This window comes from Pseudomonas sp. P8_241, from assembly GCF_034008315.1.
GTDB lineage: Bacteria > Pseudomonadota > Gammaproteobacteria > Pseudomonadales > Pseudomonadaceae > Aquipseudomonas.
In genome coordinates this window covers 5,733,194-5,749,629 of the sequence record NZ_CP125377.1, presented here as the reverse complement: position 1 = coordinate 5,749,629, position 16,436 = coordinate 5,733,194, and the positions used below count along the sequence as shown (strand labels likewise).

The window sequence follows — 16,436 nt, the reverse complement described above, 5'->3', positions numbered from 1 at the left end:
AAATGGACCATGCGGTGTCGGCTGGACCGCTTTCGCCAGCAAGTCGGCTCCTACAGGGAGTTGCGGTGCGTTCGGATCAGTAGTGGTACCACTTCACCTCCAGCATCACTTCGTTTTCTGGCGTGGCCATGTGACTGAATTCACGCTGGGCACTCAGGCGCAGACCCAGATTGCGTGACAGCTCCCATTGCTGATTCAAGCTGATGGAGCGCCGCACTTCGCCATTGGTGAAAAAATCACCCTTGGTTTCCAGGCTGAGGTTGCCCAGCGGGTTTCTCCATAGCAGGCCCGTATTGAAACCCGCCGCCGGGGAAATGAATTCAGCGAAATCGTTGTTGTGCTCCACGCGCACGGTGCCCAGGGCAAAACCGAGCATGTCATCGGCCAATTGCCAGGTGCCGCCACCGCCGCCGTTGACGTGGCTGACCAGGTTTTCGTCATCATGTTTGCCCGGCACCCGTTCCAGGCCGCCGGTGACTTGCCAGGACCACGGTTGCAACAACTCATTGCGCGGGGTCAGGGAGCGGATGGTTGCCAGGTCCAGTTGCTGGACCTGCCAGTCATTGCCCTCGTACTGGCGCAGTTTCAGTTGCAGGATTTCGATTTGTGCGCCGAGGGGGAAGCTTTCGGCGTTGTCATTGAGGTCGTGATAGGCCATGCGCAGGCCGTATTCGCCGAACGCTTTGTCGCCTCTGGTGCCCGCGCCGAGTTGCCAGGTGCGGGACTCATGGCCGTCCTCGGGCAGGCCGGGTTGCGGGATGTCCAGCTCCGGTGCCGGATTCTGATTGATCGCCCGCAGCAATTCGAAACTGCGCTGGGCGCGCTGCGGATCGCGCTCCTGACCATTGGCGCGGTAGCGCTCCAGACGATAGGCCGCATCGATAATCAGGGCCTGACGGTCGCGGGGTTGCGCCTTGAACGCCGGGTCTTGCAATTGATTCTGATCGGCGCTGACTTTCAGTACCCATTGTTGCTCTTCGTCAGACAAAGGCTCGGCACGGCTCAGCAGCTCACGTTCGCGCGAAGGGCGATACTGGATGGATTCCACCACCCCGGCCTCTTTCACAGCTTTGACAGTGTCGGTGGGAATGGCCGTGATCGGAAATTGTTCCGTCAGGCGCAGGCTTGGGCGTGCCACTTGCAGCAGTTCAAGCAGGCGATAGGAGCAGTTTTCGTCGAAGAAGAAGTAGTCGAATTTGATCTGCTTGAGTTCCCAGACGTGCTCGACCATACGTGCGGTCTCTTGCTGGGTCAGGTTCAGTCGGTACTCCCACAGGTCACGGTTTTCCAGGCTGCGGTATTCCGAAAGTTTTTCCTGATAGGGTACCAGCGCGAACAGGCCAGGATAGCCGCCCATCAAGCCTTTCCACGCATACAGAATGCTGTTGTCCGAACCCTCGATGTAGGCGCCGAAGTTGATCGCGTAACTGAGCAGCGAGGTTTTGTCGCTCTGCACATCAGCTTGATCGATGCGCAGCAGGGTATGGCCGAACATCGAGGATGGGCTGTTCAGGTAGGCGGCAGGAAAGATCATCACCGCGCTGTGGGGGGAGACATCCTTGAACCATTGCTTGAATTCGGCGCAGTCCGGTGCGGGCAGGTCAGTGAGATTCAGCTGTGCTTTGAGCCAGCGTGCACGGGCCGGGTATACGCATTGTGCATGTTGCTCACCTGCGCTGGCTGGGGTGTACAGCGCCTGCACCGTCGCGGCCAATTCATGATCGGGGTGTTCGTTGCCATCGGCGGCAAGGAAGAATTTCGGGTCGCTGACATAACTGCGCCAGCCACCGAGCTTGGCGGTTTCGTAATGTCCCAGGGATATCCAGAAGGGGTCGTTGGCCAGTTGCTGCAAACGTTGAGGGTCGATGTGAGGCGCGGCGGACAGCGGGGCGCAGACACAGAGCGCCAGCCAGGCAAGGCGTTTGAGCATAAATGGCAACTTAAACAGAAAATAAATGAAAGACCCGGCGCGGTTCATGCCGCTCACTTGTAGGAGCTGTCGAGTGAAACGAGGCTGCGATCTTTAAAGACAAGATCAAAAGATCGCGGCCTCGTTTCACTCGACAGCTCCTACGGTTGATCTGGTATTCCCAAAAGAGGGCAGGTCCAAAAAACAAAAACCCGCTTCCCGAAGAAAGCGGGGCGGATCGAGCTTAAGCCTGGGTGGCGTACTTGGCCAGTCGTGGGTCGTTCTTCAGAACGGCCAGCGTGTTGGTATGCACATCTTCCGCCGTCACGTCAGCTTTGCTGAAGATCTGCTGGAAGTGCTCGTGAGTCACGGCGGCGAAGTGCGCACGGTCTTGCGGCGCCACACCCAGTACAACGGCATAAGTGGTCAGCGCTTCGCCCTGACCTTTGGCCATGTCTTCGGATAGCTCGTTCATCATGCCGTTCATGGCAAACCACGATTTGCCGCCATAGGTCAGCGACGCATTGGTCGCACAACCGTTGGTACCGGACGTCATACCAAAGGTTGCGTTGCCGGAAGTGCCGTTGGTGGTGGATGCCAGGAAGTGAGCCGGAGTACCACGCTGACCTTCGAACAGCATGTTGCCCCAACCGCAATCCGGACCGCCTGGCGCCTGCGCCATAGCGTTGATGGATACAGCGGTGAAAAGAGTACCGAGAAGAATCCGTTTCATAGCGTTGTTCTCTTTATGTGCGTACTAATAGACAAGGGGGTCTGGCCCATTCCGGTGCCAGTGGGCCGGACATTACTCCGGCCGCGCAGGTTGGAGTTTAGGCACGATCAAGGGGTTCCGTGATTTTTTGCAAAACATTCATTGGGAACTGTGAATTGTGCCCGTTGCGCCTGGGGATGTCGGATTGTCTATGCTCAGGCCTACGGCGCTCCTTGCCAGTCGGGCATGGGCAGCGCCAGAATGCTGCCATCTGCCCCGCCTGATTGTTAAGGAAGCCCGATGCCTGATCCTGTTGCTGCCAGCTTGCGTCTCGCGCCTGAAGCGCTGACCCGTCCGTTTTCCGCTGAACAGTTCAGCTTCTCTACCACCAATGATCTGGAGCCCTTTCGCGGTGTGCTTGGCCAGGAACGTGCGGTTGAAGCCTTGCAGTTTGGTGTGGCCATGCCACGCCCCGGTTACAACGTCTTTGTCATGGGGGAGCCCGGCACCGGTCGCTTCTCGTTCGTCAAACGCTATCTGAAGGCTGAAGGCAAGCGCCTGCAGACCCCGGCGGACTGGGTCTACGTCAACAATTTCGATGAGCCGCGCGAGCCACGCGCACTGGAATTGCCGTCGGGCAGCGCCGGTGCATTCATCAGCGACATCAACGGGTTGATCGATAACCTGCTGGCGACATTTCCGGCGGTGTTCGAGCACCCTTCCTATCAGCAAAAGAAAAGCGCCATCGACCGCGCATTCAATCAGCGTTACGACAAGGCGCTGGACATAATCGAACGTCTGGCCCTGGAGAAGGACGTCGCGCTCTACCGCGATGCCAGCAATATCGCATTCACTCCGATGAGCGATGGCAAGGCACTGGACGAAGCGGAGTTCGCCCAGTTGCCGGAAGCCCTTCGCGAGCGCTTTCATGACGATATTTCGGCCCTCGAAGAGCGCCTGAACGAAGAGCTCGCCAGCCTGCCGCAGTGGAAGCGCGAGTCGAGCAATCAATTGCGCCATTTCAACGAAGAAACCATCACTCTGGCCTTGCAGCCGTTGTTGTCGCCATTGTCCGAGAAGTACGCCGAGAACGCGGCGGTGTGCGGTTACCTGCAAGCGATGCAGGTGTATTTGCTCAAGACCGTGGTCGAGCAACTGGTGGACGACAGCAAAACCGACGCTGTCGCGCGCAAGATGCTGGAAGAACAATACGCACCGAGCCTGGTGGTGGGTCATTCGGCCAGTGGCGGTGCACCGGTGGTTTTCGAGCCGCATCCGACCTACGAAAACCTGTTCGGCCGCATCGAATACAGCACCGACCAGGGCGCGCTGTACACCACCTACCGTCAGTTGCGGCCGGGTGCGTTGCACCGGGCGAACGGCGGTTTCCTGATTCTTGAAGCGGAAAAAATGCTCAGCGAGCCGTTCGTGTGGGATGCGCTCAAACGCGCCCTGCAATCGCGCAAGCTGAAAATGGAATCGCCACTGGGCGAGATGGGCCGTTTTGCGACCGTGACGCTGACCCCGCAGCACATTCCGTTGCAGGTCAAAGTCGTTATCATTGGTGCCCGTCAGCTCTATTACACGCTGCAAGACCTCGATCCGGACTTCCAGGAAATGTTTCGTGTCCTGGTGGATTTCGACGAAGACATCCCGATGGTCGACGAGAGCCTGGAGCAATTCGCCCAGTTGCTTAAAACCCGTACTTCCGAAGAAGGCATGGCGCCGTTGACCGCCGATGCGGTGGCGCGCCTGGCGACGTACAGCGCCCGTCTGGCGGAACATCAGGGGCGTTTGTCGGCACGTATCGGTGACCTGTTTCAACTGGTCAGCGAGGCGGACTTCATCCGTCACCTGGCCGGTGATGAAATGACTGACGCGGGGCACATCGAGCGCGCACTCAAGGCCAAGGCCACCCGTACCGGGCGTGTATCGGCACGGATTCTCGACGATATGCTGGCCGGGATCATCCTGATCGATACCGATGGCGCGGCGGTCGGCAAGTGCAACGGTTTGACGGTGCTGGAGGTCGGCGACTCGGCCTTCGGTGTGCCGGCGCGGATTTCCGCCACGGTTTATCCGGGCGGCAGTGGCATCGTCGACATCGAGCGTGAGGTCAATCTCGGCCAGCCGATCCACTCCAAAGGCGTGATGATCCTCACCGGGTATCTGGGCAGCCGTTACGCCCAGGAATTCCCGCTGGCCATTTCCGCAAGTATCGCGCTGGAGCAGTCCTACGGTTACGTCGATGGCGACAGCGCCTCCCTCGGCGAGGCGTGTACGCTGATTTCGGCGCTGTCGAAAACCCCCCTCAAGCAGTGCTTTGCCATTACCGGTTCGATCAACCAGTTCGGTGAAGTGCAGGCCGTGGGTGGCGTGAACGAGAAGATCGAAGGCTTCTTCCGTCTTTGTGAGGCGCGTGGGTTGACGGGTGAACAAGGAGCGATCATTCCGCAGGCCAACGTTGCAACGCTGATGCTCGACGAGAAAGTGTTGGCCGCGGTGCGCGCCGGGCAATTCCATGTCTACGCCGTGCGTCAGGCCGACGAGGCGCTGAGCCTGTTGGTCGGCGAGCCTGCCGGCGAGCCGGACGAGAATGGCGAATTTCCGGAAGGCAGCGTGAATGCGCGGGTGGTCGAGCGCCTGCGGGTTATCGCGGAAATGATCAGCGAAGAAGATTTCAAAGAAGCTGAAAAAGAAGCCGCACAGGAAGCCTTGGTCGAAGCCAAGCCGGCTTGAGGCCGCACCTGAACTGAACTCGCGCCTCTAGTGTGGGAGCGAGCCTGCTCGCGATGACGGACTGACATTCACCGGTGTGGTGACTGATATTCCGCTATCGCGGGCAGGCTCGCTCCCACATTTTCATGTGTGAAATCGTGAAAATGCGCCATCGAAATGACGTCAATATTCACACTATGACCGCTCGGCGCCTTCTGGTCTTGATGGGCGTCCGGATCAGACTTTTCTTCTATTCTCAGCTCAAGGATATCGACAGTAATCACTGGATCGAGACAGCCTTCCCGCGGGGGCTGAACAACCGCACTACCGAGGGTCGCCGCCATGTCGCGCAACCTCTGCCTTACCCGTCATTGCCTGGGTCTTGTGACCCGGATCGAGTGCGCCGTCCGCCCATTGGCGGGAGATACGGGCATGTGGACCTTGCTGTTTGCCGCCGGAATGGCCGGTGAACAGCCTTCGGCGATCAAGGCCCAAGGCCCGTTTCACGGACCGTTTGTGGCCGAGTCCATTCTCGATACCATCGTGGAAAGCCTGACCCTGCACGGCTACGAATTGGCCGATGATCCGCAAATCTGGTGCCTGCACTTGCAAGCCCAGCTGCGTGAAATCAATGGCGGCCGCTGCCGCAATGTGGGTGGCTTCGAGTTTCACCCCGAGCATTGAGTCGCACTATTGATCAAGACGCGACATGTCGGCCTTGTCGAGTTTGACCTCGTAACCATATTGCACGGTGGTAAGGTCGGTGCGTTGATAGGTTTCCAGGCGCGTTGGCTGGCCGTAGAAGTAATGCACGGCAAACAGCGCCGGACCTTGCGCGCCGGCTTCATGGGTCACTGATAGAATTTCCTTCAAGTAATTGCCGCTGTCGTCCCTGGCGAAAAAACGCCAGTCCTGGGCAGGAAACGTCTTCAGATCGACCACCAATTTGTTGCCCTTGAGTGCCAACCCTTTGGGCATTTGAGGCGCGTCGATTACTTTTTTGTCGACGGTGGCCAGGAACAATGGCATAGAGCCCACCGCGTAGGCCGGAGTCTGCGGGAACAGATTCAGATCGTAGATGATAGTGCCGCGCAAGCTATCAATCTGATAAGCCTGCGGTGGCAGTTCAATCGGCTCGTCGCGTTTGCCGTGGCTGTCTTCGGTGAAAAAACTCACCGGGCTTTCACCCGGATTGAACGAGGTGCCGAGCAGTTCATCATTGAAAGTCCGCAGGTGACTGAACTCGATGCGCGCTGCGCTGGGGTCATCGACCGACTGGGTGATGCTGACGCCTTTTTTCAGTTGCTCCTCACTTAACGTGGCTCCCGCGAGCCAGGCTGGCGCCTGATCGTCGTACACCACCACCGACAGATCCAGCGGCTGGATGGTTTTGTCCGTGGTGCTGGCCTCGAAATGCCGGATTGGCAGGTTCAGGTTTTTGCGGGTTACGGTGGCGGTGGAAAAATCGAGCAGGCTGACTTCGAGGGTTTCGATGGTTCCGTTGAAGTACACCTTGGAATAGTGGCGCGCCTGCTGCTTTTCGAAGGTACGCTGTTCTTCGTTGAGCTGCCTTTCCAGGTCCACGCTCCAGCTCTTCTGTTGCTGCATTTTCGCGAGTTGTTGCTGATAGAAGGCGATTTGTGCGGCGGTTTCGTTGATCGAACCGGCGCGTGACAGGAATTGGCCTGTGTTGTCCCTCGCCTGGACAATCAGCGGGTTCAGCAGTGCCTCGTTGACTTCAGCGGCCGGTGGCGCGCTATTGATATATTCGATTTCTGCGTAGTTGTTCGTGAGATTCAGCAGGGTGACGCTCAGATTGTCATTGGTGCGCGTCTGTCCGACATCCTTTTTCGTCAGGTCGAAACTGTAGAGCCGGCGCGGTGCAATGACTTCGAGTTTACCCTGCAGGGTTACCGGTTGCGGCTGCTGCTTCTTATCGGCGTCGAGACCGTCGATAAAGGGGTAGGTCACGGTCAGGTCATCGGGATTTGTCAGGTTGGAGCTTGATGGGCTGAGTTGAATGCCGGGATCGGTCTCCGACCATTCCGGCTGAAAGGGGATCACCCGCTGGTTACTCAGGGTGACCGATTGCCATTCCAGGCCATGGGGAAACAGAAACGCGGCGGGGATGCCGAATGTGAAGGGGAATACCGGTTGCAGATCGATCAGGTAATCGGAACTGGAGTCTTTTTGCAGCACGAACAACCCATTGATATAGGTGTCGACCAGCGCCTGCGGCGTGGGGTAATGCTTGAGCATGGCGAGCACGTCTTCGGCGTATTCGGTTTCCGATGGCTTGCTGTCGAGCTTCAGCTGCGCCCGTTCAAGCAATAACAGGGATCCGCCCAATTCCGCCACGGCATCCTTGAGTTTTGGATCCGCTATGGCATCCAGGGATTTTTCGAACTGTGCGGTTTTTTCTTCAAGGCCAACCTGGCGTTTTTCATCGCTGGGTGAGCAGCCGCTTAGCAACAGTACCAGGCAGATTCCGGCACTCGTCAAAGGCAATCGCGCATCCATTTCCAGTCTTCCTGTCCGATACCGCGGGGCGGTCAATGATTTGGACACTAGCAGAAAAACCTTGATACACAGGTGCAGGTGACGGATTTTTCAGTGGTTTCTGGGTGTAACGAGCGGCTGTTATACTCGCGGCCATTTCCAGTCCACATGTGAGTTTCAATGGAACGCTTTATCGAAAACGCAATGTACGCCTCGCGCTGGCTGCTGGCGCCGATCTATTTCGGCTTGTCCCTCGGGTTGCTGGCGCTGGCACTGAAATTCTTCCAGGAAGTTTTCCACGTCATTCCGAATGTATTTTCGATGGCCGAGTCGGACCTGATTCTGGTGCTGCTGTCGTTGATCGACATGGCGCTGGTGGGCGGTTTGCTGGTGATGGTGATGATTTCCGGTTACGAGAACTTCGTTTCCCAACTGGATATCGACGACAGCAAGGAGAAGCTCAACTGGCTGGGCACCATGGACTCGTCGTCGTTGAAGATGAAAGTCGCCGCATCGATCGTGGCGATTTCGTCCATTCACCTGCTGCGCATCTTCATGGATGCCAAGAACGTCGACCCTGAGCATTTGCAGTGGTACGTGATCATTCACATGACCTTCGTGGTATCGGCATTTGCCATGGGTTATCTGGATAAAGTCACCAAGCACTGATCCGGACCAGCTCCCTTGTGGCGAGCAAGCTCGCTCGCCACAAAATACCCCGATAACAGACCAATGGTCCGCCTGGAGGCTTGTACTTTGCTGCGTCGAGGCTTATCCCTGTAGAGGTATTGGCTCGTCACTGCGAGAGGTGCGTCCATGAACCTGCAAGAGTTGAATGCCTATGCCGTCGCCGGGAAGGTAGACGAGCTGAACCTTATTTCCATGGAGGGAGGCATCTACCTGCTGGAGGCACGGATGCATGGTGCGGCGTATCCGTTGAGCGATACACATGGCCACATGATGAACCTGCGTTCGGTGGAGCATGCGCGTGATGTACTTCGCTCCTTTCCCAAGTTGCATTTCAATCTGGTGCATACCGTCGTTCATGACGAGATGTGCGGGTTGGTTGCCGATGTCGAGGAAAACCTGAAGGTGCCGATCGCCTGACGTCCCTCATCAACGCCATGACAACTGTGCTAGTCTGCTGGCCCTTTTGGTTCCGGGCGCTCCGGGACGCGCTGTGCACGCACGGCCTGTTCCTGAGCCGTCCGCACAGCGGAGCAGTGTCATGTCCGAAGTAAATCTGTCCACCGACGAAACGCGCGTCAGCTACGGTATCGGCCGTCAGCTGGGCGATCAATTGCGCGACAACCCGCCACCGGGCGTTAGCCTGGACGCGATCCTGGCTGGCCTGACCGACGCATTTGCCGGTCTACCAAGCCGTGTTGGCCAGGAAGAAATGTCCGCGAGCTTCAAAGTGATCCGCGAAATCATGCAAGCCGAAGCTGCAGCCAAGGCTGAAGCGGCCGCTGGCGAAGGCCTGGCGTTCCTGGCTGAAAACGCCAAGCGTGATGGCATCACCACGCTGGCTTCCGGCCTGCAGTTCGAAGTTCTGACTGCCGGTGAAGGCGCCAAGCCATCCCGTGAAGACACCGTGCGTACTCACTACCACGGCACTCTGATCGACGGCACCGTGTTCGATAGCTCTTACGATCGTGGCCAGCCAGCAGAGTTTCCGGTTGGCGGCGTGATCGCCGGCTGGACCGAAGCCCTGCAACTGATGAATGCTGGCAGCAAATGGCGCCTGTACGTGCCGAGCGAACTGGCTTACGGCGCTCAAGGCGTTGGCAGCATTCCGCCGCACAGCGTACTGGTGTTCGACGTCGAGCTGCTCGACGTTCTGTAATTGCGGTTACCTGTAGGAGCCGGCTTGCTGGCGAATTGCATCTGCGCGATTTCATAGGTAAATCGTGTCGTCTGCATCGCTGGCAAGCCAGCTCCTACAGGTTTTGTAGCGTGTTTCATATTTCGAGCTTGTGGGTCATTTCGTGCGACGGGCGCAACGCCCGGGCATAGCAGAACAGAAACAGGTTGCGCACCACCTCTTTGAGTACCACCGGCTCGCTGGAACTCAAACCGTTGAGGTCAAGGTCACCTTGATCCTGCAACTCACTCAAGGCCTCCTCTTCCAGTACAGCGCAAACTTCACCGGTTTCCCGATGCAGAATCCTGAGATAGGGGTGCGGGCGGTCCAGCCAGGCGTCGATCAAATAAGTCATGAGTTCTCATCTCCATTGGTGGGTTCAATGAGAATAATTCCTATTCAATAAATAGCAAGGCCCTATTGGCAGTTTGGACTTTTTTGTGGGTAAAGATTGCGTCAGGTCAAAACGGCTGGCGTTTGGCTAGTGTGCGGATATGCGGGGCGAAACGGAGGAGGGTGAGGCACCATCCCACGCCGGGCGCGGGATGGAGTACAGCGCAATCAGACCTTTCTGACGAACTCGGATTTGAGTTTCATCGGACCGATACCGTCGATCTTGCAGTCGATGTCGTGATCGCCATCGCACAGACGGATATTCTTGACCTTGGTGCCGACCTTGACCACCAGCGATGTGCCCTTGACCTTGAGGTCCTTGATCACGGTAATCGTATCGCCGTCCTGCAGGACGTTGCCGACCGAATCTTTCTTCACCGCGTCATCGGACGCCGCTTCGGCTTCGCCACTGGCGGACCACTCGTGGGCGCACTCGGGGCAGATCAGCTGAGCGCCGTCTTCATAGGTGTATTCGGAATTGCATTTCGGGCAGGGTGGCAACGTGCTCACTAAAGCTCCTTGGATTCAGGATCGCTAAAAAGCGCACATTATATAGGGTTTTAGAGTCGGAAGGTGGGACTGTAGGAGCCGGCTTGCTGGCGATGCATGCAACTCGGTGTGCCAGGGGCGCCGAGGTGATGCAATCGCCAGCAAGCCGGCTCCTACAGAACGCGTATCAATGCGTACGCGCGACCGCGAATTCGCTCAGTTCAACCAATGCATCGCGGTATTCACTGGCAGGTAGCGCGTCGAGGCACTTGATTGCGCGGGCTACGTAATCACGGGCCAGTTGCGCGGTGTACTCCAGCGAACCTGAGGCTTCCACGGCTTCGCGGATACTTTCCAGGTCTTCGATCCCGCCTTTCTGGATCGCCTTGCGCACCAGGGCAGCCTGTTCGGGTGTTCCTTCGCGCATGGTGTAGATCAGCGGCAGGGTCGGCTTGCCTTCGGCCAGGTCGTCGCCGACGTTCTTGCCCAGGGTTTCGGCGTCACCTTTGTAGTCCAGCAGGTCGTCCACCAACTGGAAGGCTACGCCCAGGTGGTCGCCAAACGTGCGCAGGGCTTCAGCCTGTTCCGGTGTAGCTTCACACAGGGCTGCGGCACTGTGGGTCGAGGCTTCGAAGAGCATCGCAGTCTTGCCGCGGATGACTTCCATGTAGGTCTCTTCGGTGGTGCTGGCGTCACGGACCTTGGACAGCTGCAACACTTCGCCTTCGGCGATAATGCGCGTGGCTTGCGAAAGGATCTTCATCACCGGCATAGAGCCCAGCTCGACCATCATTTCGAACGAGCGCGAATACAGGAAGTCGCCCACCAGTACGCTCGGCGCGTTGCCCCACATGGCATTGGCGGTCGAGCGGCCACGGCGCATGCCTGACATGTCGACGACGTCGTCATGCAGCAGGGTCGCGGTGTGCAGGAACTCGATGGTCGCAGCCAGCAGGCGCAGTTCGTCGCCTTCGCGACCCAGCGCCTTGCCACACAGCAACACTAATAAAGGACGCAGGCGTTTACCGCCGGCCGAGGTAATGTAGTCGCCGATTTTCGATACCAGCGGCACACGGGAGGTCAGCTGCTTCTTGATGATGCCGTCGACGGCGCTAAAATCGTCCGCCACCGCGCGGTAGAAAGCTTGGGGTTGCATCAGCGACAGTTGCTCCAGAAGGGTTGCGCGGCATGCTAGGACCCACGCCAGCAGGTGTCAAGGCGCGATGGACGGCCCCTTGCAAGGCAAGCGTGGCTTGCGTACAATCGCGCACCCTGAACTTCCTGGGCAGCACCTGCCTTACGCAATTGCAAGCGGGCCTTCCAGCCCCATGCAGCCATGCCAGCCAATACCTCTTCTTATAAAGAGCTGGGTGAGCAGGATTATCGGAGAAATACCATGTCTTATGCAGTAATCGTTACTGGCGGCAAGCAGTACAAAGTCGCCCCAGGTGAATACCTGAAGATCGAAAAACTGGAAATCGCTACCGGCGAATCCGTTACCTTTGATCGCGTTCTGTTGGTTGCCAATGGCGACGACGTGAATATCGGCGCTCCAGTTGTTGCTGGCGCTACCGTTGTGGCTGAAGTGATCTCCCAAGGTCGTCACGATAAAGTCCGCATCATCAAGTTCCGTCGTCGTAAGCACCACATGAAGCGTATGGGCCACCGCCAGTGGTACACCGAGATCAAAATCACCGGTATTCAGGCTTAATTTCAGCCTAATTCCTCACTAGGAGAATTGAACTCATGGCACACAAAAAAGCTGGTGGTAGTACCCGTAACGGTCGCGACTCAGAAGCCAAACGCCTTGGCGTGAAGATGTATGGCGGCCAGGTTATCATTCCGGGCAACATCATCGTGCGTCAGCGCGGCACCCAATTCCACGCTGGCTACGGCGTTGGCATGGGCAAAGATCACACTCTGTTCGCTAAAATCGACGGCGTGATCAAGTTCGAAGTAAAGGGCGCCTTCGGTCGTCGTTACGTAAGCATTGTCCCGAAGACTGAAGTCGTCGCGGCATAATTACGTGGTTGCTGGAAAAGCCCTGTCTTGCGACGGGGCTTTTTCGTTTGTGGGGTGAGTCTCTTGCAAAGCTGTTTGAGGTGGGCTCCAGCGCTGGATTCGCGGTCGTTGATTGAGGTCGCTGCGCTCATTTTTGCAAGAGTCTTATGTCTAGATTTTTTCGGCTCGTCCGTATGGCGAGAGGCGTTTTGTTATGAAGTTTGTTGATGAAGTATCGATTCGAGTAAAGGCCGGTGACGGTGGCAACGGTTGCATGAGCTTCCGTCGCGAGAAATTCATTGAAAATGGCGGCCCGAACGGCGGTGATGGTGGTGATGGCGGCTCGGTCTACATGATCGCCGACGAAAACCTCAACACTCTGGTCGACTACCGTTACACCCGGCACTTCGATGCCGAGCGTGGCTCCAACGGCGGCAGCACCGACTGCACCGGTAAAAAAGGTGAAGAGCTGGTGTTGCGCGTTCCGGTCGGCACGACGGTAATCGACTCCGCGACTCAGGAAGTGATCGGCGACCTGACCAAGGCCGGCCAGAAGTTGTTGGTCGCTCACGGTGGCTGGCACGGTCTGGGTAACACCCGATTCAAATCCAGTACCAACCGCGCACCACGCCAGACTACCCCGGGCAAGCCAGGCGAGCAGCGTGACCTGAAACTGGAAATGAAAGTGCTGGCGGACGTCGGTCTGCTGGGCTTGCCGAATGCTGGCAAGAGTACCTTCATTCGTTCGGTATCGGCTGCCAAGCCGAAAGTCGCCGACTACCCGTTCACTACCTTGGTGCCGAACCTGGGCGTGGTCAGCGTCGATCGCTGGAAAAGCTTTGTGGTCGCCGACATCCCGGGTCTGATCGAAGGTGCTTCCGATGGTGCGGGCCTGGGGATTCGCTTCCTCAAGCACTTGTCGCGTACGCGTCTGCTGCTGCACCTCGTCGACATGGCGCCCCTGGATGACACCAGTGCGCCGGATGCCGCTGAAGTCATCGTCAACGAGCTGACCAAATTCAGCCCGTCCCTGGCTGAGCGTGATCGTTGGTTGATTCTGAACAAGTGCGACCAGATCCTCGACGAAGAGCACGATGCTCGCGTCAAGGAGATCGTTGATCGCCTGGAGTGGACCGGTCCGGTCTATGTGATCTCGGCCATCGCCAAGCAGAACACCGAGCGCCTGTGCCACGACATCATGCGTTACCTGGAGGATCGTGCTGATCGTCTGGCTAACGACCCAGCCTACAAGGAAGAGCTGGCGGATCTCGATCAGCGCATCGAAGACGAAGCCCGTGCTCAGTTGCAGGCGCTGGATGATCAGCGTGCCCTGCGCCGCAGCGGCGTGAAGTCGGTCCATGACATCGGCGACGATGATTGGGACGAAGAAGATGTGGATGACGAAGACGGTCCGGAAATCATTTACGTGCGTGACTGATTCGTTGCGATAAACTTAAGCGCCGCTCAATTGAGCGGCGTTTTAGTATCTGGAAATCGATTGTTGGTCACGAATAACCACGAATAATGTCACGGGCAGTGCTAGGTCGTGCTGCCCTCAAGCTAAGGTTGAAGATGATGCGGAGCAAGGTGACAGGTGCGCAGCGTTGGGTCGTCAAAATCGGCAGCGCTTTGCTGACGGCTGACGGCAAGGGCTTGGATCGCGCGGCAATGGGTGTCTGGGTTGATCAGATGGTGGCCTTGCATGAGGCAGGTGTTGAGCTGGTGCTGGTGTCCTCTGGGGCGGTGGCGGCTGGCATGAGCCGTTTGGGCTGGACCTCGCGACCCAGTGCGATGCACGAGCTTCAGGCCGCGGCTGCAATCGGTCAGATGGGGCTGGTGCAGGCATGGGAATCGAGCTTTGCCGAGCATGGCCGGCATACCGCGCAGATTCTCCTGACTCACGACGACCTGTCCGACCGCAAGCGCTACCTGAATGCCCGCAGTACCTTGCGTGCACTGGTCGAGCTGAAAGTGATTCCGGTGATCAATGAAAACGACACCGTGGTCACCGACGAAATCCGTTTCGGCGACAACGACACCCTTGCAGCGCTGGTGGCGAACCTTGTCGAAGCTGATTTGCTGGTGATCCTCACTGATCGCGATGGCATGTTCGACGCTGATCCGCGCAATAACCCGGATGCCCAGCTGATTTACGAAGCGCGCGCCGATGATCCCGCGCTCGATGCGGTGGCGGGTGGTACGGGTGGTGCGTTGGGTCGTGGTGGCATGCAGACCAAGTTGCGTGCGGCGCGTCTTGCTGCACGCTCCGGTGCTCATACCATAATCGTTGGTGGACGAATTGAGCGCGTGCTGGATCGCCTCAAGGCGGGTGAGCGCATCGGCACGCTGCTCTCGCCTGAGCGCGGCATGCTCGCGGCGCGCAAGCAGTGGCTGGCCGGGCATCTGCAAACCCGTGGCACCCTGGTGCTCGATGCGGGTGCGGTGACGGCGTTGTCCCAGGGCAATAAAAGCTTGCTGCCGGTTGGCGTCAAATTGGTCCAGGGCAGTTTCCGGCGCGGCGAAATGGTTGTGTGCGTAGCGCCGGACGGTCGTGAAATTGCCCGTGGCCTGGCCAACTACAGCGCGCTCGAGGCACAAAAAATCATCGGTCAGTCGTCTGATGCGATTGTCGGTCTGTTGGGTTACATGGCGGAGCCGGAACTGGTTCACCGCGATAACCTGATCCTGGTCTGAAGGAATACCTGAATGCGCGTGGCAAATGGATTGTTGGGATTGCTGTTGGCGATGCCGCTGTTGGTTTCGGCCGAAGAGATTGGTCAGGTGTCGACGGTGTTCAAATTCGTCGGGCCGAATGACCGGATTGTGGTCGAGGCTTTCGACGATCCGAAGGTTGAGGGTGTGACCTGCTACCTGTCACGCGCCAAGACCGGAGGTGTGAAGGGTGGGCTTGGCCTGGCCGAAGATCGTGCCGAGGCGTCTATCGCTTGTCGTCAGGTCGGGCCGATTACCTTCAAGGGCGAGCTCAAGGATGGTGATGAGGTGTTCAAGGAGCGTACCTCGCTGGTCTTCAAGACCATGCAGGTGGTGCGCTTCCTCGACAAGAAGCGCAATACGCTGGTGTACCTGGTGTACAGCGATCGCCTGATCGAGGGCAGCCCGCAGAATGCGGTGACGGCGATTCCGATTTTGCCGTGGGCTCACGCTCAGTAATCGGACACAAATCGAACTGTAGGAGCGAGCTTGCTCGCGATAGTGGATATCCAGCCAGCACAAATGCTGAGCGTTAATCCGTCATCGCGAGCAAGCTCGCTCCTACAGTTTTTTGTGTGTCCGCCAAATCGCAGGCAATAAAAAACCGACCCTGAGGTCGGTTTTTTAATGAACGAGTCGCTTAGGCAGCAGCGGCAACGTTCAGGGCCTTAACGTGGCCATTCAAACGGCTCTTATGGCGAGCAGCCTTGTTCTTGTGGATGATGCCTTTATCGGCCATACGGTCGATAACTGGCACAGCCAGAACGTATGCAGCTTGAGCTTTTTCAGCGTCTTTTGCGTCGATGGCCTTAACTACATTCTTGATGTAGGTACGAACCATGGAACGCAGGCTGGCGTTGTGGCTGCGACGCTTCTCAGCCTGTTTTGCACGTTTTTTGGCGGAAGGTGAGTTGGCCACCGTCGAGCTCCTCGAAAGACTTTTTAGGAAATAGCAAACAAAATAGGCCGCGAATCATGCCGATGAGTTGAGGTCTTGTCAAGGGCGGTTGAGACGTTCCGCTAAGTGGTAGGTGACGCAAGCTTGGAGATTTCTTTCCAGCGTGCGACCTGTAAACTCGCGAGCTTTGGCTCTGTGCTGTTGCGGCGCGGAGTATCGCATAAGTGGGCGCTTTATTCGC

18 protein-coding genes are annotated in these 16,436 nt (G+C 57.7%); 10 read left to right on the top strand and 8 right to left on the bottom strand.

Features of this window, described 5'->3' with window-relative positions; all coding sequences use genetic code 11:
- Positions 1-76 precede the first annotated feature (76 nt).
- Together QMK58_RS25805 and QMK58_RS25800 are read right to left on the bottom strand one after the other, a co-directional pair.
- On the bottom strand, positions 77-1,930 hold the full coding sequence (locus QMK58_RS25805) for a DUF4105 domain-containing protein (RefSeq protein WP_053162848.1): 1,854 nt from the start codon (positions 1,928-1,930) through the stop codon (positions 77-79).
- Positions 1,931-2,153: 223 nt separating this feature from the next.
- Positions 2,154-2,642 carry a DUF3015 domain-containing protein gene (locus QMK58_RS25800; protein WP_053162567.1) on the bottom strand — a complete coding sequence of 163 codons (489 nt, stop codon included), beginning with the start codon at positions 2,640-2,642 and terminating at the stop codon, positions 2,154-2,156.
- Between the two features lie 279 nt (positions 2,643-2,921).
- On the opposite strand from QMK58_RS25800, the gene QMK58_RS25795 reads away from it, so the two are divergent.
- Positions 2,922-5,360: a Lon protease family protein gene (locus QMK58_RS25795; RefSeq protein ID WP_053162565.1), complete on the top strand. Its 2,439-nt coding sequence runs from the start codon at positions 2,922-2,924 to the stop codon at positions 5,358-5,360.
- A gap of 68 nt (positions 5,361-5,428) precedes the next feature.
- On the opposite strand, the gene QMK58_RS25790 is transcribed toward QMK58_RS25795, so the two are convergent.
- Entirely contained in the window at positions 5,429-5,683 is a 255-nt protein-coding gene (locus QMK58_RS25790; RefSeq protein ID WP_053162564.1) for a hypothetical protein, read from the bottom strand.
- Between QMK58_RS25790 and QMK58_RS25785 the strand changes: the two genes are divergently transcribed.
- The gene (locus QMK58_RS25785; protein WP_320395605.1) at positions 5,682-6,023 is read left to right on the top strand and encodes a hypothetical protein; all 342 of its coding nucleotides are present in this window, start codon (positions 5,682-5,684) and stop codon (positions 6,021-6,023) included. The genes QMK58_RS25790 and QMK58_RS25785 overlap by 2 nt on opposite strands.
- Positions 6,024-6,029: 6 nt before the next feature.
- On the opposite strand, the gene QMK58_RS25780 is transcribed toward QMK58_RS25785, so the two are convergent.
- Positions 6,030-7,859, bottom strand: coding sequence for a hypothetical protein (locus QMK58_RS25780; protein ID WP_320395604.1), 1,830 nt, complete (start codon positions 7,857-7,859; stop codon positions 6,030-6,032).
- 159 nt (positions 7,860-8,018) lie between these two features.
- On the opposite strand from QMK58_RS25780, the gene QMK58_RS25775 reads away from it, so the two are divergent.
- From QMK58_RS25775 to QMK58_RS25765, 3 genes are all read left to right on the top strand, one after another.
- Positions 8,019-8,507 carry a TIGR00645 family protein gene (locus QMK58_RS25775; RefSeq protein WP_007970904.1) on the top strand — a complete coding sequence of 163 codons (489 nt, stop codon included), beginning with the start codon at positions 8,019-8,021 and terminating at the stop codon, positions 8,505-8,507.
- 147 nt (positions 8,508-8,654) lie between these two features.
- Positions 8,655-8,945 carry a DUF6482 family protein gene (locus QMK58_RS25770; protein ID WP_053162555.1) on the top strand — a complete coding sequence of 97 codons (291 nt, stop codon included), beginning with the start codon at positions 8,655-8,657 and terminating at the stop codon, positions 8,943-8,945.
- 121 nt (positions 8,946-9,066) lie between these two features.
- On the top strand, positions 9,067-9,684 hold the full coding sequence (locus QMK58_RS25765; protein WP_053162553.1) for an FKBP-type peptidyl-prolyl cis-trans isomerase: 618 nt from the start codon (positions 9,067-9,069) through the stop codon (positions 9,682-9,684).
- Between the two features lie 115 nt (positions 9,685-9,799).
- Here the strand turns inward: QMK58_RS25765 and QMK58_RS25760 are convergent, their stop codons facing one another.
- The 3 genes from QMK58_RS25760 to QMK58_RS25750 all read right to left on the bottom strand — a co-directional run bounded on the left by QMK58_RS25760 (position 9,800) and on the right by QMK58_RS25750 (position 11,740).
- Complete coding sequence (locus QMK58_RS25760) at positions 9,800-10,057, bottom strand: hypothetical protein (RefSeq protein ID WP_053162551.1); 258 nt, start codon at positions 10,055-10,057, stop codon at positions 9,800-9,802.
- Between the two features lie 206 nt (positions 10,058-10,263).
- Positions 10,264-10,605, bottom strand: coding sequence for a zinc ribbon domain-containing protein YjdM (locus QMK58_RS25755; RefSeq protein ID WP_008028840.1), 342 nt, complete (start codon positions 10,603-10,605; stop codon positions 10,264-10,266).
- 166 nt (positions 10,606-10,771) lie between these two features.
- A complete protein-coding gene (locus QMK58_RS25750; RefSeq protein ID WP_053162548.1) occupies positions 10,772-11,740 on the bottom strand; it encodes a polyprenyl synthetase family protein in 969 nt (322 codons plus the stop codon).
- A 240-nt stretch (positions 11,741-11,980) separates the two neighbouring features.
- Here QMK58_RS25750 and rplU point away from each other — a divergent pair, with 240 nt between their 5' ends.
- From rplU to QMK58_RS25725, 5 genes are all read left to right on the top strand, one after another.
- Complete coding sequence (rplU, locus tag QMK58_RS25745; RefSeq protein ID WP_003176051.1) at positions 11,981-12,295, top strand: 50S ribosomal protein L21; 315 nt, start codon at positions 11,981-11,983, stop codon at positions 12,293-12,295.
- 35 nt (positions 12,296-12,330) lie between these two features.
- On the top strand, positions 12,331-12,606 hold the full coding sequence (gene rpmA, locus QMK58_RS25740; RefSeq protein WP_017340859.1) for a 50S ribosomal protein L27: 276 nt from the start codon (positions 12,331-12,333) through the stop codon (positions 12,604-12,606).
- Between the two features lie 193 nt (positions 12,607-12,799).
- A complete protein-coding gene (gene cgtA, locus QMK58_RS25735) occupies positions 12,800-14,023 on the top strand; it encodes an Obg family GTPase CgtA (protein ID WP_053162546.1) in 1,224 nt (407 codons plus the stop codon).
- A gap of 137 nt (positions 14,024-14,160) precedes the next feature.
- The gene (gene proB / locus QMK58_RS25730; protein WP_053162544.1) at positions 14,161-15,279 is read left to right on the top strand and encodes a glutamate 5-kinase; all 1,119 of its coding nucleotides are present in this window, start codon (positions 14,161-14,163) and stop codon (positions 15,277-15,279) included.
- 12 nt (positions 15,280-15,291) lie between these two features.
- Positions 15,292-15,756, top strand: a complete 465-nt coding sequence (locus tag QMK58_RS25725; protein ID WP_053162542.1) for a CreA family protein — start codon at positions 15,292-15,294, stop codon at positions 15,754-15,756.
- Positions 15,757-15,937: 181 nt separating this feature from the next.
- Here the strand turns inward: QMK58_RS25725 and rpsT are convergent, their stop codons facing one another.
- Positions 15,938-16,216: a 30S ribosomal protein S20 gene (gene rpsT / locus QMK58_RS25720; protein WP_020798646.1), complete on the bottom strand. Its 279-nt coding sequence runs from the start codon at positions 16,214-16,216 to the stop codon at positions 15,938-15,940.
- Positions 16,217-16,436: the final 220 nt, after the last annotated feature.

Coding starts and splice junctions, on each gene's coding strand:
- QMK58_RS25805 (WP_053162848.1), bottom strand. CDS start 1,930: ATGCTCAAACGCCTTGCCTGGCTGGCGCTCTGTGTCTGCGCCCCGCTG.
- QMK58_RS25800 (WP_053162567.1), bottom strand. CDS start 2,642: ATGAAACGGATTCTTCTCGGTACTCTTTTCACCGCTGTATCCATCAAC.
- QMK58_RS25795 (WP_053162565.1), top strand. CDS start 2,922: ATGCCTGATCCTGTTGCTGCCAGCTTGCGTCTCGCGCCTGAAGCGCTG.
- QMK58_RS25785 (WP_320395605.1), top strand. CDS start 5,682: ATGTCGCGCAACCTCTGCCTTACCCGTCATTGCCTGGGTCTTGTGACC.
- QMK58_RS25790 (WP_053162564.1), bottom strand. CDS start 5,683: ATGGCGGCGACCCTCGGTAGTGCGGTTGTTCAGCCCCCGCGGGAAGGC.
- QMK58_RS25780 (WP_320395604.1), bottom strand. CDS start 7,859: ATGGATGCGCGATTGCCTTTGACGAGTGCCGGAATCTGCCTGGTACTG.
- QMK58_RS25775 (WP_007970904.1), top strand. CDS start 8,019: ATGGAACGCTTTATCGAAAACGCAATGTACGCCTCGCGCTGGCTGCTG.
- QMK58_RS25770 (WP_053162555.1), top strand. CDS start 8,655: ATGAACCTGCAAGAGTTGAATGCCTATGCCGTCGCCGGGAAGGTAGAC.
- QMK58_RS25765 (WP_053162553.1), top strand. CDS start 9,067: ATGTCCGAAGTAAATCTGTCCACCGACGAAACGCGCGTCAGCTACGGT.
- QMK58_RS25760 (WP_053162551.1), bottom strand. CDS start 10,057: ATGACTTATTTGATCGACGCCTGGCTGGACCGCCCGCACCCCTATCTC.
- QMK58_RS25750 (WP_053162548.1), bottom strand. CDS start 11,740: ATGCAACCCCAAGCTTTCTACCGCGCGGTGGCGGACGATTTTAGCGCC.
- rplU (WP_003176051.1), top strand. CDS start 11,981: ATGTCTTATGCAGTAATCGTTACTGGCGGCAAGCAGTACAAAGTCGCC.
- rpmA (WP_017340859.1), top strand. CDS start 12,331: ATGGCACACAAAAAAGCTGGTGGTAGTACCCGTAACGGTCGCGACTCA.
- cgtA (WP_053162546.1), top strand. CDS start 12,800: ATGAAGTTTGTTGATGAAGTATCGATTCGAGTAAAGGCCGGTGACGGT.
- proB (WP_053162544.1), top strand. CDS start 14,161: ATGCGGAGCAAGGTGACAGGTGCGCAGCGTTGGGTCGTCAAAATCGGC.
- QMK58_RS25725 (WP_053162542.1), top strand. CDS start 15,292: ATGCGCGTGGCAAATGGATTGTTGGGATTGCTGTTGGCGATGCCGCTG.